The 14,569-nt window shown below is 44.6% G+C and carries 13 protein-coding genes and 1 riboswitch; of the genes, 10 read left to right on the forward strand and 3 right to left on the reverse strand.

The window, feature by feature from the left end; translation table 11 throughout:
• Positions 1-125 precede the first annotated feature (125 nt).
• Positions 126-2,132, forward strand: a complete 2,007-nt coding sequence (gene glgB / locus MHI14_RS13115; protein WP_091029402.1) for a 1,4-alpha-glucan branching protein GlgB — start codon at positions 126-128, stop codon at positions 2,130-2,132.
• Positions 2,129-3,571 (forward strand): glycogen synthase GlgA, encoded by a 1,443-nt coding sequence (gene glgA / locus MHI14_RS13120; RefSeq protein ID WP_091029405.1) that lies wholly within the window; start codon positions 2,129-2,131, stop codon positions 3,569-3,571. Before glgB ends, glgA begins: the two co-directional genes overlap by 4 nt.
• Positions 3,572-3,716: 145 nt before the next feature.
• Here the strand turns inward: glgA and MHI14_RS13125 are convergent, their stop codons facing one another.
• Both MHI14_RS13125 and MHI14_RS13130 read right to left on the reverse strand, forming a co-directional pair.
• Complete coding sequence (locus MHI14_RS13125) at positions 3,717-5,483, reverse strand: alpha-glycosidase (RefSeq protein ID WP_341130447.1); 1,767 nt, start codon at positions 5,481-5,483, stop codon at positions 3,717-3,719.
• Between the two features lie 419 nt (positions 5,484-5,902).
• Complete coding sequence (locus MHI14_RS13130) at positions 5,903-7,078, reverse strand: M20 family metallopeptidase (protein ID WP_091029410.1); 1,176 nt, start codon at positions 7,076-7,078, stop codon at positions 5,903-5,905.
• Positions 7,079-7,261: 183 nt separating this feature from the next.
• Here MHI14_RS13130 and MHI14_RS13135 point away from each other — a divergent pair, with 183 nt between their 5' ends.
• The 3 genes from MHI14_RS13135 (at position 7,262) to MHI14_RS13145 (ending at position 10,523) form a co-directional block, all read left to right on the forward strand.
• Positions 7,262-8,725, forward strand: a complete 1,464-nt coding sequence (locus MHI14_RS13135; RefSeq protein ID WP_341130448.1) for an ABC transporter substrate-binding protein/permease — start codon at positions 7,262-7,264, stop codon at positions 8,723-8,725.
• Positions 8,712-9,434 (forward strand): amino acid ABC transporter ATP-binding protein, encoded by a 723-nt coding sequence (locus tag MHI14_RS13140; RefSeq protein WP_341130449.1) that lies wholly within the window; start codon positions 8,712-8,714, stop codon positions 9,432-9,434. Before MHI14_RS13135 ends, MHI14_RS13140 begins: the two co-directional genes overlap by 14 nt.
• A gap of 218 nt (positions 9,435-9,652) precedes the next feature.
• Positions 9,653-9,849, forward strand: a riboswitch (cyclic di-AMP (ydaO/yuaA leader).
• 2 nt (positions 9,850-9,851) lie between these two features.
• Positions 9,852-10,523 carry a 3D domain-containing protein gene (locus MHI14_RS13145; RefSeq protein ID WP_091029414.1) on the forward strand — a complete coding sequence of 224 codons (672 nt, stop codon included), beginning with the start codon at positions 9,852-9,854 and terminating at the stop codon, positions 10,521-10,523.
• Positions 10,524-10,628: 105 nt separating this feature from the next.
• Here MHI14_RS13145 and MHI14_RS13150 read toward each other — a convergent pair whose 3' ends face one another.
• Complete coding sequence (locus MHI14_RS13150; protein WP_341130450.1) at positions 10,629-11,420, reverse strand: polysaccharide deacetylase family protein; 792 nt, start codon at positions 11,418-11,420, stop codon at positions 10,629-10,631.
• A gap of 154 nt (positions 11,421-11,574) precedes the next feature.
• On the opposite strand from MHI14_RS13150, the gene lpdD reads away from it, so the two are divergent.
• The 5 genes from lpdD to MHI14_RS13175 all read left to right on the forward strand — a co-directional run bounded on the left by lpdD (position 11,575) and on the right by MHI14_RS13175 (position 14,476).
• Complete coding sequence (gene lpdD / locus MHI14_RS13155; protein ID WP_051447323.1) at positions 11,575-11,916, forward strand: prenylated flavin chaperone LpdD; 342 nt, start codon at positions 11,575-11,577, stop codon at positions 11,914-11,916.
• Positions 11,917-12,027: 111 nt separating this feature from the next.
• On the forward strand, positions 12,028-12,699 hold the full coding sequence (locus tag MHI14_RS13160; protein ID WP_076210133.1) for a PspA/IM30 family protein: 672 nt from the start codon (positions 12,028-12,030) through the stop codon (positions 12,697-12,699).
• 95 nt (positions 12,700-12,794) lie between these two features.
• Positions 12,795-13,196, forward strand: a complete 402-nt coding sequence (locus MHI14_RS13165; protein WP_036613690.1) for a DUF350 domain-containing protein — start codon at positions 12,795-12,797, stop codon at positions 13,194-13,196.
• Between the two features lie 23 nt (positions 13,197-13,219).
• On the forward strand, positions 13,220-13,726 hold the full coding sequence (locus MHI14_RS13170) for a DUF4178 domain-containing protein (RefSeq protein WP_076210134.1): 507 nt from the start codon (positions 13,220-13,222) through the stop codon (positions 13,724-13,726).
• A gap of 12 nt (positions 13,727-13,738) precedes the next feature.
• Entirely contained in the window at positions 13,739-14,476 is a 738-nt protein-coding gene (locus MHI14_RS13175; RefSeq protein WP_091029419.1) for a DUF4247 domain-containing protein, read from the forward strand.
• Positions 14,477-14,569: the final 93 nt, after the last annotated feature.

Raw genomic sequence — 14,569 nt, forward strand, 5'->3', positions numbered from 1 at the left:
ATTGTTACTGTAAAAATTCTGAAAATGTACAACATTTTCTAATTCACCGCATTTTTCTTTTCAACTTGGCTAGAATGGGGTAATGGTTACTGTTATATCTATTTTCTTGAGAAGAAGGTGATCTCTTGGCCATTCAACCGTTAGCACACCCGGATATATTGCCGGAGCATATTTATTTATTTCATGAAGGTAACCTTCATCACAGTTATCGAATGTTGGGCGCGCAGCCTGAGACTTGCGATGGCCTTCAGGGGTATCGCTTTACCGTGTGGGCACCAAATGCCGTAGAAGTGGGACTGGCTCTGGACCGCAATGAATGGAAAGGCGAAAAGGAACCTTTATATAAGATACCCGAATCAGGATTTTGGAGTCGTTTTTTTCCGGAAATCAGCGAAGGAACTTTATACAAGTTCCGTATATTAACGGAAGATGGAACAGAATTGCTCAAAGCGGACCCATATGCGTTTCAAGCAGAGGTTCGACCACAGACAGCCTCTGTCACCAGTTCAATCGAAGGGTACAAATGGAATGATGGAGCCTGGAGACGCAAACAACGTGCCATGTATAACAAACCTCTACATATTTACGAAATGCACATGGGAACCTGGAAGCGCAAAGAAGACGGAAGCCTCTATAGTTATCGCGAGATGGCTGATTTGCTTGTTCCTTACTTATTAGAAATGAAATATACACATGTTGAAATGATGCCCCTTAGTGAGCACCCATATGACCTTTCGTGGGGCTACCAAAACACAGGGTTTTATGCGCCTACCAGTCGTTATGGGCATCCAAAAGATCTGATGTATCTAGTGGATACACTACATCAGGCTGGGATTGGCGTATTGCTGGATTGGGTTCCTGCACATTTTGCCAAAGACGCTCATGGGTTGCGTATGTTTGATGGTACGCCTTTATATGAGTATGCAGATCCGATGTTAGCAGAGAAGCCGGGTTGGGGTACACTCAGCTTTGACTACTCGAAACCTGAGATTCGTTCATTTCTGATCTCCAATGCATTATATTGGATGGAGATGTATCATTTTGACGGACTCCGTGTTGATGCGGTTACGAGTATGCTTCGGCTTGATTTTGAGAAGCAGCCAGGACAATATCGTACCAATGATGAAGGCGGTCTTGAGAACAAGGAAGCTGTAGCCTTTTTGCAGCAGCTGAATGAAACGGTGTTCAAGTATTTCCCTTATGCATTGATGATGGCTGAAGAATCTAGTGCATGGCCAATGGTGACTTTACCTGTAGATGAAGGTGGTCTGGGTTTCAACTACAAATGGAACATGGGCTGGATGAACGATACGCTTGATTACATGGAATCTGATTTTCATGAGCGTCCTTCCAAACATCATTTGCTGACTTTCCCGGTCGTATACTCCTTTGCTGAAAATTATGTGCTACCTCTGTCACATGACGAGGTTGTTCATGGCAAAAAGTCGCTCCTCGACAAGATGCCAGGAACCTATGAGCAGAAATTTGCCGGCATGCGTGCTTTTCTGGGCTATTTTATGACTTTCCCAGGGAAAAAGCTGTTGTTTATGGGTGGAGAATTTGGCCAGTTCATCGAATGGAAAGATGAGGATCAACTGGACTGGTTCTTGCTGGATTATGACAGTCACCGCAATTTGCATAAGTTTGAGCGTGAGCTGTCTAACCTGTACTTGAGTGAAAAAGCTTTGTGGGAGCTTGATCATTCCTTGGACGGTTATGAATGGATCACTCCGGATGATCAGGACCAGAGTGTCATCTCATACGTACGCAAAGGAAAAAAACCTGCGGATACACTCCTTGTGCTCATTAACTTTCAGCCGGTCAAGCGGGAGCGTTACCGGATTGGTGTCATGCGTCCCGGTATGTATACCGAAGTACTGAACAGTGACCATTCCGTTTACGGCGGTTCAGGCATTACTAATGATATGCAACTGCCTACCGAAAAGATTCCTTTTCATGGGCATCCGCATAGTCTTGAATTGGTATTGCCTCCGCTGAGCATCGTGATTCTAAAAAAGAATACGCGTCGGAAAACGGATGAATCACCTGCGAGTATCACTTCCGTCAGTTCAAAAACGAAGAATAAAAATGAAAGCAACACGCTCAAACCGAAGAGGAGGACAAAGGCATGAATATTCTTTTTGCTGCTGCTGAAGTACATCCATTTATCAAAACAGGAGGCCTTGCTGACGTAATCGGTGCTCTCCCGTTTGCATTGAAGAAGAGCGGGGCAGATGTGCGGGTGATTATGCCTAAGTACAAGGGGATTCCCGATGAGTATAAAGACGCGTTACAGCCCGTAATTACAACGGATGTGCCTCTTGGCTGGCGCAGACCCTACTGTGGAATAGAAATGCTGGTTCATGATGGGATTCCAGTATATTTTGTGGATAATGAGTATTATTTTGGGCGTGATGGAGTGTACGGTTATATGGATGATGGCGAGCGTTTCGCCTTCTTCAACCGTGCAGTGCTCGAGGTGTTGCCACAGATTGAGTTCAAGCCTGACGTGCTGCACAGTCATGACTGGCATGCAGGAATGATTCCTTTGGTGCTTGAAGCCCATTACAGACATGATTCATTCTACAGTGATATTCGTACGGTATTCACCATACATAACTTGTTGTACCAAGGGGTATTCCCGCATGAGTTATTCAGTGAAATCCTTGAGCTGGACGATCGATATTTCACCGTGGATGGAGCCGAATATTACGGTAACGTCAATTTCTTGAAAGCCGGAATTGTGTATGCTGACCATGTGACAACCGTAAGCCCAACATACGCACAGGAAGTGCAAACGTCTTATTATGGATATGGCCTCGACGGACTGCTCAGTTCACTTGGAGATCGTTTCAGCGGGATTGTGAACGGGATTGATACCAAGAGTTACAACCCGGCAACCGACACCAAAATTCCAGTGAAATACAGAACAAGTCTGTCCAAGAAAACGGAGAACAAAATTGAGCTGCAAAAGGAACTTGGACTTCCTGTTCGTCCTGATGTACCACTTATGGTGATGGTGACAAGACTCGTGGACTCTAAGGGGCTTGATCTCGTCTGCCGTATCCTGGATGAATTGCTGTACTATGATGACATTCAATTTGCGGTACTGGGAACAGGAGAGCCTATGTATGAACACTGGTTCCGTGAAGCCGCGAATCGTTATCCGCTCAAAATGTCTGCCCAGATCACGTTTAACGATGGGTTATCCCGACGTTTCTATGCTGGCAGTGATATCTTCCTGATGCCATCGAGGTTCGAACCATGTGGTATTAGTCAGCTACTGGCTCTGCGGTACGGTAGTGTGCCTCTCGTAAGGGAAACAGGCGGTCTGAACGATACTGTGCATGCATACAATGAGTTTACTGGAGAAGGGAATGGCTTCTCATTCACGAGTTTTAATGCACATGACATGATGAATACCATTCGGCGTGCTGAGGAGATCTACAAACAGCCAGAACACTGGAAGAAAATTGTGAAAAATGCAATGGGCGGAGAATACAGCTGGAATGTCTCAGCTGAAGAATATATGGATATTTATCGTCGGATCACACTTGATCCAGTAAACTGATGCAATCCTGAATGAGTCACAGCATTTCTGCTGTGACTTTTTTTTATCAAATAAACAAAACACTTCCAAAGTTCAGAATGAAGTATCATCTGTGACGGTGGAAGTGTTTTTCTTTTCTTTTATATGACTGTTCAGAATTTAAACCTCAGTAGTGTTGGATGGTTGCCGGATCAAGCTGTCTGTACAAAATGCGGTACCCATAGGGGTCAAGCTTAATATTCATCATTCCATCGGTTGGAAACACAGGCTCTTCAGTTAATGCATCCTTCCAGTCTTTTGTTTCCATAGGATGAGAAAGCGTTTGATCTTGAGGTGTATTGTTCATCCATACGGTAAAATGAAGGTTGTCATCCACACGCTCGTACACGATACAGGGATCATTGTGATCAGCCTTGAGAAATCGGAAGCGTCCTTTGCGCAGGGCTTCATTGCTTTTGCGTAAATCGATCATCAGACGATAGAAATCATACAATTCTCTGTCCTGCTTGGCCGGGTCCCATTCCATACATTTTCGACAATCCGGGTCAGCATCACCACTAATTCCCACCTCATCGCCGTAGAAGATACAAGGTGTACCGATATAGGTGAAAAGAAATACAACAGACAATTTTAAACGGCGTTTGTCTTCTCCTAACCGGGTTAGCAGTCGTGGGGTATCGTGGCTGCAGAGCATATTAAAGATCACTTCGTTGGTCTGTTGCGGATAGCGCATAATCAGTGAACCCATCTCGTTGGCAAAATGATAACCATCCATTGAACCACAGAAGAACTGAAGCACTTTGTCAGCAAATGGATAATTCATGACCGAATCAAATTGATCTCCCATAAGCCAGGTCAAGGAGTCGCTCCATACTTCACCAACAATATAGGCTTCAGGATTCGCTGCCTTAACAACCTTGCGAAAATCACGCCAGAAATGGTTGTCCACCTCATTTGCTACATCCAGACGCCAGCCATCCAACTTGATTTCCTTAATCCAGTACTCTGCTACATCAAGTAGATATGCCTTAACCTCAGGGTTGGCTGTATTGAACTTGGGCATGTTGCCGTAGAACCCAAATGTATCGTAGGTTGGTATACCATCCTTGATTTGAATCGGATATTCATTGATGTGGAACCAATCGGCATACTTAGAGTTTTTTCCATTCTGGAGAACGTCTTGAAAAGGAGGGAAGTCTTCGCTGCAATGGTTAAACACCGCGTCAAGCATGACACGTATACCCAGGCGATGACATTCTTCTGTCAATTGTTTGAGCAGGGCATTATCACCGAAATGGGGGTCGACTTTTTTATAGTCAATCGTGTCGTATTTGTGGTAGGAATTGGCCTGGAATAACGGGGTAAAGTAAATGGCGTTCACGCCAAGTTCAGTTAGGTCATACAGATGATCCAGCACACCTTGCAGATCTCCACCAAAATAATTGTCCAACTCAGGTTTGCCACCCCAGTCATGCGTTTCTTTTGGATTCAGCTTGGGATCTCCATTAGCAAACCGTTCAGTCATGATCTGATAAAAGACGGCTTCTTTGGCCCACTCGGGCACCTTAAACACATCAATTTCATGTATATACGAGAACTCATAATATCCTCCAGTTGGATAGGGGGTCTCATAATGAATTCCATTATCCGCTAGAAAAACATCTTCTGAACCGGCAGTTATCCGAAATATATAGGTGAGACGTTTGAATTGTGGCTTGACGGCAGCCTCCCAATAATCAAACATGTTATCCGAAGCAGACTTCTCCAATTGAATTTCCTTGTACGTTCCATTCCAATCGTACTTATCTCCGGTCAGTGCAGTCACGTATTGCACATCATTACGTTTGGTTCGTACGCGCAGATGTATGGTAGACGAATTATAGGCATAAGCCCACTTGTCACGAGGAACATGATACATGGCTTCGAGCAGCATGACAGCACCTCCTGAATATAGGATAAGTTATAGAGGTTGTTCAAAAGCCCGCTTCTGATTACAAGTGATGCCTATCGGCATCATTGGCATCGAATATGGAATTCAGCCGAAATGTCCGTTGCTCACGTAGTTTTGCCTACGCTCCGCTACTCCATTTCTAGCTTCATCCCATCTTCTCGGTACTGAAAACCGCTCTTTTGAACACGCACTTATAGTTATAATTAACCAAGTTAGCCAGCAAATGAATCACATTTACTGTAATAAAATGTATTGTTTTCATCGTTTTCAAAGGTTTCTTTCACAGCATCTCCAGCTTCTTGCTGAATATACTTACAGCTAAATCAAGAAAAGGGTGCCTTGAACAAGCTTGGATTTCAAGTTTGTTCAAGGCACCCTATATAACATGTTGAAAGTGAATCTTAGCGAATAGATTGCTCGAACTCTGTACGGATGGTTCGAAGCAGCTCTGGCTGGCTCAGTACGTCATAGGCTGTTGTAGCAAGTGCCTTGGCTCCCAGAATCATGCCATCCAGCGCGCGCTCCTGAAGTGCAAGGTCACGGAAGGCTATGGAGTGCAGGGTATGAACCTCATCCACAACACGGATGTACGGATGGATTGCAGGACATTTCAAGGAAACATTACCGATGTCCATGGAGCCATGATCATTACCACTTACAATCTCTTCTTGCGGGATGCCGAGTTCCATGAGATTTTGACTAAACGCAGCTGAGAATGCTTCATTGGTAACCATCTCGTCATAGGACGTTTCATAGTTGGATGTCACCAGCTTGCAACCTGTCTGGAGAGCAGATCCTTCAGCAATCTGAATTACACGTTCTGTGAGGATATTCAGTTCTTTGCGAGTTGCTGCCCGTACATAAAACTGCGCAGAAGCATAGTCAGGAATGATATTTGCTGCCTGACCTCCGTTGTTGATCACACCATGAATCCGAACGGTGCTTTTCACTTGTTGCCGGAATGCATTGATTCCGTTGAACGTTTGAATGACGGCATCAAGTGCATTAATACCTTCGTGCGGACTTGCAGCAGCATGTGAAGATCGGCCATGGAATTCAAATTGCACAGCGTCAATCGCCAGCGAGCTGCCTGACTTTTCATAGGCATAATACGGATGCGCCATAAGGGCAACATCACAGTCATCGAACAAGCCTGCTTCCGCCATCGGAACTTTGGCACCACGTGTCTCTTCTGCGGGTGTACCAAATACTTTAATCGTTCCACCTACTTCGTCCAGAATGGATTTCAGCCCAACAGCAGCTCCAAGACTCATCATACAGATCAGATGGTGACCACAAGCGTGACCGATCTCCGGCAAGGCGTCATATTCACACAATAACGCAATGGTAGGGCCGGGTTTTGCGGCTGAATAGGTTCCGATAAAGGCTGTCTCCAGTCCAAGGATTGGAGCCTCTACAGTGAAACCGTGATAGACCAGTTCTTCTTTTAGACGAGCAGAAGCAAGGAACTCTTCATTTCCCAGTTCGGGATTGGCACCGATATATGATGAAATGGCTTTAAAACGGGAAGCATATTGATCAATAACCGTCAGTATCTGTGATTTGTTAGATGTCATTAGTAAACTCCTTATGCAAAAATGAAAATAATTCATTGATTATATCATGTTTGCTTCAATTTTTCAGAAACAAGTCAAGATTTGTAATGTCAAAATGCATTGCATAATCATGCATTGTACTTTATAATGACTCAGTCATCAACATGAGAAGCATACAAAGTATTGTAAGGGGAGAGAACAAGGTTGAAATTAATAAGTCGTTACACCATGATGCTGTTGACCTTTGTTATTCTGCTGACGACTGCCGTTCCTGTGGCATTTGCAAGTGGAACTACAGATAATTCAAGCAGTAAAAAGCTGGTGCTCGGTACAAGTGCCGATTTTGCACCATATGAATTCCATAAAGTGATTAATGGCAAAGATGAAATCGTCGGCTTCGATATTGAGATCGCCAAAGAGATTGCCAAAGATCTTGGCGCTGAGCTTGTGATTGAGGATATGGGCTTTGACGGTCTTCTGCCTTCGTTGCAGAGCGGGCGTGTTGATCTGGTGATTTCAGGTATGACGCCGACGGATGAGCGGAAGAAAAGTATCGATTTTTCCGACACCTATTATAAATCAAAACAAGTGATTATGGTTCGCAATGTGGATAAAGACAAATATCCAACTATGGCAGAACTTGAAAATGCGAAGATTGGCGTTCAGAAAGGCTCCATTCAGGAAACGATCGGACAGAGTATTCCAGGAGCGAAGCTTACTGCGCTTGATAAAATCTCGGATATCGTGCTTCAACTGCAAACAAAACGCATTGACGCGGCAATCGTTGAAGATACCGTTGCTGCAGGTTATCTGGACGATATCATTGGACTTGCTGCTGCTGTTCCGGACGAAGAGCAAGCAGAAGCGGCAATCGGGATTCGTAAAGGTAATACCGAGCTGCTGGCTGCAGTAAATGGAACACTGGAACGATTGAAAAGTGAAGATAAAATCAATCAGATGGTGACGGACGCCAGCCTCTTGATGGCGGATAAAGCGAACAAATCACAGAATATTTTCCAAGTATTCTGGGAGTACAAAAGTTTCTATGCTACAGGAGTAGGATACACACTTCTGTTGTCCGCACTGGGTGTTATCTTCGGTGTAATTATTGGATTGATCATCTGTTTGTTCCGTCTGCATGACGCTGCAATCTTGCGCTGGATTGGTACAGCTTACGTTGAAGTGATTCGTGGCACACCGATGCTGGTACAATTAATGATTATTTACTATGGTTTTTCTCTGAGCTTTGGCATTAACTTTACTGCACTTCAGGCAGGTATCATTACACTTTCAATCAATAGTGGTGCCTATCTGGCGGAGATTTTCCGTGCAGGTATCCAAGGTGTGGATCGTGGTCAGTTGGAGGCAGCGCGTTCCCTCGGAATGGGCAGAGGTGCAGCAATGCGTTACATTATATTGCCACAAGCCTTCAAAGCTGTATTACCAGCGATCGGTAATGAATTTATAACTATCATCAAAGAATCCTCCATTATCTCAGTTATCGGTATGGTGGATATTATGTATCAGGCAAGTGTAGTCAAAAACATTACGTATCAAGGCTTGAGTCCATTTTTGATTGCAGCAGCCATCTACTTTGTAATGACGTTCATTTTGTCCAAGCTGCTGGGACGACTGGAAAGGAAGTTGAGTGCAAGTGATAGACGTTAGACAATTACACAAATCTTATGGAAATAACGATGTGCTTAAAGGCATTAACGTGACAATTGGCAAAGGTGAGGTTGTCGTAGTCATCGGCCCTTCCGGTTCAGGTAAAAGTACTTTCTTACGTTGTCTGAATCTGTTGGAACAGCCTACCTCGGGTGAGATTGATTTTGAAGGCGTGTCAATCACTGATCCGAAGCACAACATTAATGCAACTCGGGAAAAAATGGGCATGGTGTTCCAGCATTTCAACCTGTTCCCACACAAAACGGTACAGCAAAACATCACGATTGCTCCAATTAAAGTGAAGAAACAATCCACTCAGGAAGCGGAGAAAATTGCTGCTGGATTGCTTAACACGGTGGGCTTGTACGATAAAAAAGATACATTCCCGAATCAGCTGTCTGGTGGACAGAAGCAGCGGATCGCCATTGCTAGAGCATTGGCCATGCAGCCGCATGTGATGCTGTTTGACGAGCCTACTTCGGCACTGGACCCCGAGATGGTCGGTGAAGTGTTGGATGTCATGAAACGTCTTGCAGAAGGCGGGATGACGATGGTCATCGTAACACATGAGATGGGTTTTGCACGTGAAGTGGGAGACCGGATCCTGTTCATGGATGGCGGGGTTATTGTAGAAGAGGGAACACCTGATGAGGTGTTTGGAGCACCAAAAAATTCACGTACACGTGATTTTCTTGCGAAAGTACTCTAAACGAAGTGATCAAATAGCGTTACTGACTTCGAGTCGGTAACGCTATTTTTTATGGATAATAATCACGTATGAATTCGAAAAAGTAACTATTCTGTTACCAAATGTAAAGTATCGGATCTCCCAACTTTTCTAAAGTATCCAGTATTCTTAATTATGCTTACATGCTAAAAAACCATTTGGTAAGAATTACTACAAGTTCAGGTTACAAAATTGTGATATATTGAACTCTGCCGAAACTTCCGGACAGGGAGTGCGGGGGATGTAACGATGCAGATTGTGCAGGGGGAAGATCTACAGCACACTGCTTGGGGTGAATTAGGGGTACATAACGTTTTAAATGTAATGAAGAACCTATAGGGTGGGCTCCTCATCCGAATCCGACAACTAACTTCGCAGGCACAATGAGGGAGGAAGACCATGATTAACAAGAAACGTATAGCCAAAACAGCAGTAGCATTATTGACAACAGCAATGCTCATACAAGCCGTTCCGGCTCACGCCGATTCAGTTCATGTGGCCAAAGAAGGGGATACCTTCTACACCTTATCAAAACAATATGGAGTAGCAATGAACACGTTGGTTAAAGCAAATAACGACATTTCACCTTACAATATTTATGGTGGTTTGAAAATTACGATTCCCGGTAAGGCAAACAATGTAGCTGCCGCGGCGACGGAGAGCAAGACCCAAGCCAAAACGGTTACCACAGCAAGCTTGGACGTTAACGCAGATAACAAAGTGGTTCAAGCCTGGGGTAAAACATTTGATTACAGCAAAGCTGTGAACGTGAAAGCAACGGCATACTCTGCAGATCCGTCTGAAAATGGAGGATGGGGTGCAGTCGATTATTTCGGAAATGACCTTGAACTGGGTACGATTGCAGTTGATCCAAGTGTAATTCCACTCGGAACCAAAGTACTGGTAACTGGTCATAGCCATCCAGGATTGCCAAAACAGGCTTTTGTAGCCACAGCGCGTGATGTGGGCGGTGCAATCAAGGGTCACCGGATTGATATCTTTATCCCGGGTAGCAAACAGTCCGTAAGCACATTTGGATTTCAGGATATCGAGCTGTACATTCTTAAGTAGAAAGTAAATTACATCTAACGAATTCAAACAGGGTGTCTGCCAGTCGCTAATTTGCGATTGAACAGCACCCTTTTAATATTGCATTTATTTGCTATCGCAGTCATCTTAATCTTTGGCCTTTGGCAATCCCAACATCTCGTCCAAGGTGACCAGTTCATACCCCCGGTTACGCATTTCTTCAATTATTTCAGGCAATGCCTCAATCGTACCGTTCAGGTTAGATCCCACACCGCCTCCTGCATGTTGCAGAACGATGGAGCCAGGTTTCACGGCAGATAGGATGTTATCCTTCACCTCTTCCTTGGAGAGGCCTTTCCAGTCCAGTGAGTCAACGTTCCAGTTTACAATGCTATAGTGTTGTCTAGCAGCCCATTGCAGCTGTTCTTCATTAATGTCTCCATAAGGTGGCCGAATTATCTTGGGCGTATATCCCGCCAAATGTCGAATAATATCCCCGGTATGTAAAATTTGTTTGCGAAAGGCATTCATCGACAGCTTACTGAATTCAGGATGATTGTAGCTGTGATTACCAACCATATGCCCTGCCTTAACGATGCGTTTCACCAGATCCGGATGTTTCTCAGCACGACTACCCACGATGAAGAATGTAGCTCTGACATTGTATTTCTTCAATACATCCAGCACTTGTGGAGTAAACCGTGGATCAGGTACATCATCAAAAGTCAGTGCAACCTTCTTTGTTGAAGGACCATTGGTTTTGAACGTATCGGCATATTTTTGACGTAACTGTCCCAATGTCAGTTGTTCTTCTTCCGCAGAATCTGAACCTGATACTGATTCACTTGACGGGCTTGAAACATCCCGCGATGAAACTGGAGCATGATATCCTCCGAGAAAAATAACGATAACCATCAGCATAATGAGGCGTACGCGCATAATAACGGCCTCCTTTTCCAAAATGACGTTCTCCTTGGTATGCCCGGGGGTTTCATAAAATATGCGTAGTGTGAGAAGTTTCATTGCGGATTTAGCTTATGACAGCCATAATTCCTCCATATATAACATATAGAAAAGGATAGGTGGATAGGATATGAGTACATATGATTTGAAATCCATACGTTTACAGGTGATTGAAGCAGGAGAGGATAAGGTTTTTCTCGTTACCGGAGGAAAGGCGCATATTGGCGCCGTAGCCACGTTCTACGTGGATCATGAGCGCGTCAGCGGGACGACGGTACATATTCCTGGGCATAAGGAACAAGAACTGTGTGAGCGGCTTGCCAGAAAGGCTGCCCTGCAGCTGAAAGTAACCGTTACGGTGATCATGGGTATCCATTTTGATTCCATCACGCGGATGCAGATCGACGAAATCGTGCAGACTGCAGAGAGGCTGATGGAGGATCATCTGAACAAAGATAAACGATCTTCCTGACATAAGAGCCATCGAATGTTTTGATTTTATTTGCTAAAATTGAAACGAGTTGTAGATTGTTACGTATGTATGTTTATATACGATGTAATATCGACTAGGAGGAATAACATAATGTCCATTTTCAAACGTTTGCGTGATCTAACCATGTCTAACATCAATGCCATTATTGACAAGGCGGAAGATCCAATCAAGATGACAGACCAATATATCCGTGACATGCAAGAGGATCTGGAAGATGCGGAGAAAGCAGTAGCTCAACAGATCGCCATTGAGAAGAAATTCAAGCAGTTATTCGAAGAGCAGGAAGCTCTTGTGAAGAAACGTGAAGAGCAGGCGCATACGGCGGCACGTGCTCAGAATCTGGATTTGGCTCGACGTGCTCTGGAAGAGAAAAAGGCTGCTGAAGAGAAGATGGCTGAGTACAAAACCAGCTATGACCAAAACAAGGCTTCTGCAGATAACCTGCGTGGCAAGCTCGACGAGATGCGTAAGCAACTGACTCAAATGAAGAACAAACGCGAAACACTGGTAGCCCGCTACAATGCAGCAAAAGCCCAAACGGAAATCAACAAAGCGTTGAATGGGTTTGGTTCTGATACTGCAAGTGCTGGTATGAAGCGTATGGAAGAGAAAATGATGCAGATGGAAGCACAGGCGGAAGCAAGTAACGAAATGTCTTCCAAAGGCAAGTCTTTGGATGAAGAGTTCGAGAAGTTGGGTAAAGATCAGGCTGTTGAAGACGAACTCGCAGCATTGATGAAACAGTACGATAATAAGAACTAATACCTTGGTTGTCAGCAGGGTTAACCAGCGGAGGAGAAGAGTATTTCTCCTTCGCTTTTAAATGCGGTTCATGTTGATATGTGGGGGCTGTGTAAATGGATTTGAATATTTTGGCGATGCTGGTCTGGACCGGATCTGGTTCGGTTTTGCTGTTTGTCTTGATGTATGTAGATTCACTGTTTACGAAATATAAGGATTTTGCTGAAGTTAAGGCGGGCAATATGGCCGTTACTACACGAATGGTTATGAAGTTATTTGCACAAGGATATGTACTCGCTACGTCCATTTCTACGGCTGGTCATCTTGGAGAAGCATTGTTGGTCTCCGTTGTATCCTTTATCATTTTGTTGATTCTGGAGAGTGTTGTACACTTTATGATTCGCAAGTGGGCCAATCTGGATCTGGATACGGGAATTCAGCAAGGGAAGACAGGATACGGGTTGTTCTCTGGCGCTTTACATATCGTGGGCGCACTGATTATTGCAGCTTGTTTATAAGATAAGGAACAGGAGTAATTCTCATGAGTGTATGGAAACGAATTAAAGGAATACTAACAAAACCTGAACCACCGCAGGCAGAGAAAACGATGCTTCAGCTTGCACCTGGTGATATCTGTGAGGTTTCTCTGGTCACTTATGAAGTCGTTGGTCGGGTACAAAATCGCGCTAGAAATGCAGTTGTGCTCACGCTGCAGGATGGTACCGCATTTCGATATTTGCATATCGAAGAACGGGAACTCACACGTTACGCTCTATATACACCAATTGATGGCAGGCTTGATGCACCTGATGAGGTGCCCACATTGCTGGACCTGGATGGACGCGCATTTCATCTGGAGGAAGAGTATGGAGGCATGGTATCAACGGCAGGTAGAACTCCATATGGCCAGGCTGGAGAACAATTGGTATGGCAGTATCAGTCGGATGATAATATGCTTCTTCGGGTGGAGTGGCAAGACAGAAGATTTACACTGTATGAGGGTGAGTCCATTCTTCCTGCGGATATCAAAGTAATTCGTTCGAGCTAGGAGAGGTTCCCAATGAAAAAACGCTTGGCACATGGATTAAAATTAATGCTGGTCCTCAGCCTTGTGATGTCTCTGTTGTCCGCGTGCGGAGCACCTTCTGTTCAGGACACATATCCGCTTGAATCGGTTAACGGCAGTGGTAACTCAACGTCCTATGTGTACCGGGCTTCAGACCGTACCGTTCCGGAAGTGGCTCAGGAATTGTCTGACCAAAGGCAACCGGATCAGATCTCGGCAGAGAACACAGAGCGTATGTTCCTCGTGTATCAGGACGAGTATTATCACCTGCAACAAGACCCGAATAAGCCGGAGGATACCTTAGTAGAGGTGGACTCCAAGGAATATGTTCGGCAGAACTACGATTCATCTTTTTTACAAGGTTACCTCACCGCTACATTAATTGGTAATCTGTTCGATTCTTTTGGCGGGCGAGGGTATGGCAACTATCGGGGATATACCAATAAAGATACGTATAAACCGAGTGCAGGATCTTATCGTGCACCAACAAGTAATGACAAGAAGCTTGCTCCACCTATTACTGTTGATCGGAAAGGTACGATTACAAGGCGCGGAAGCGATAAAGATTCAAGCGTGGGATCTGGCGGAGGATTATTCAACCGCAACAAGGATCAGAGCAAGGGAACCATTGATCGTAACAAGAGCAGTGGCGGGTTGTTTGATTCACCTAAGAAATCCTACAAAAAACCAAAAACCAGAGTGGGCGGCGGCCGAATTAAGAGGCGAAGATAATAAACATCTAATCATAAGGATGGCTGCCAATCGCATAGTTCATTTAAGAACAGTGACAAGGGAAGGCGGATTCACCTCGCCGGCACATGACCT

It is taken from the genome of Paenibacillus sp. FSL K6-2393, from assembly GCF_038002545.1.
Lineage (GTDB): Bacteria > Bacillota > Bacilli > Paenibacillales > Paenibacillaceae > Paenibacillus.

What these genes read in the sequence shown, in the direction of transcription:
- MHI14_RS13175 (WP_091029419.1), top strand. Translation starts at nt 13,739, where the DNA reads ATGAAAAAACGCTTGGCACATGGATTAAAATTAATGCTGGTCCTCAGC.
- MHI14_RS13160 (WP_076210133.1), top strand. Translation starts at nt 12,028, where the DNA reads ATGTCCATTTTCAAACGTTTGCGTGATCTAACCATGTCTAACATCAAT.
- lpdD (WP_051447323.1), top strand. Translation starts at nt 11,575, where the DNA reads ATGAGTACATATGATTTGAAATCCATACGTTTACAGGTGATTGAAGCA.
- MHI14_RS13170 (WP_076210134.1), top strand. Translation starts at nt 13,220, where the DNA reads ATGAGTGTATGGAAACGAATTAAAGGAATACTAACAAAACCTGAACCA.
- MHI14_RS13125 (WP_341130447.1), bottom strand. Translation starts at nt 5,483, where the DNA reads ATGCTGCTCGAAGCCATGTATCATGTTCCTCGTGACAAGTGGGCTTAT.
- MHI14_RS13130 (WP_091029410.1), bottom strand. Translation starts at nt 7,078, where the DNA reads ATGACATCTAACAAATCACAGATACTGACGGTTATTGATCAATATGCT.
- MHI14_RS13145 (WP_091029414.1), top strand. Translation starts at nt 9,852, where the DNA reads ATGATTAACAAGAAACGTATAGCCAAAACAGCAGTAGCATTATTGACA.
- MHI14_RS13165 (WP_036613690.1), top strand. Translation starts at nt 12,795, where the DNA reads ATGGATTTGAATATTTTGGCGATGCTGGTCTGGACCGGATCTGGTTCG.
- glgA (WP_091029405.1), top strand. Translation starts at nt 2,129, where the DNA reads ATGAATATTCTTTTTGCTGCTGCTGAAGTACATCCATTTATCAAAACA.
- MHI14_RS13150 (WP_341130450.1), bottom strand. Translation starts at nt 11,420, where the DNA reads ATGCGCGTACGCCTCATTATGCTGATGGTTATCGTTATTTTTCTCGGA.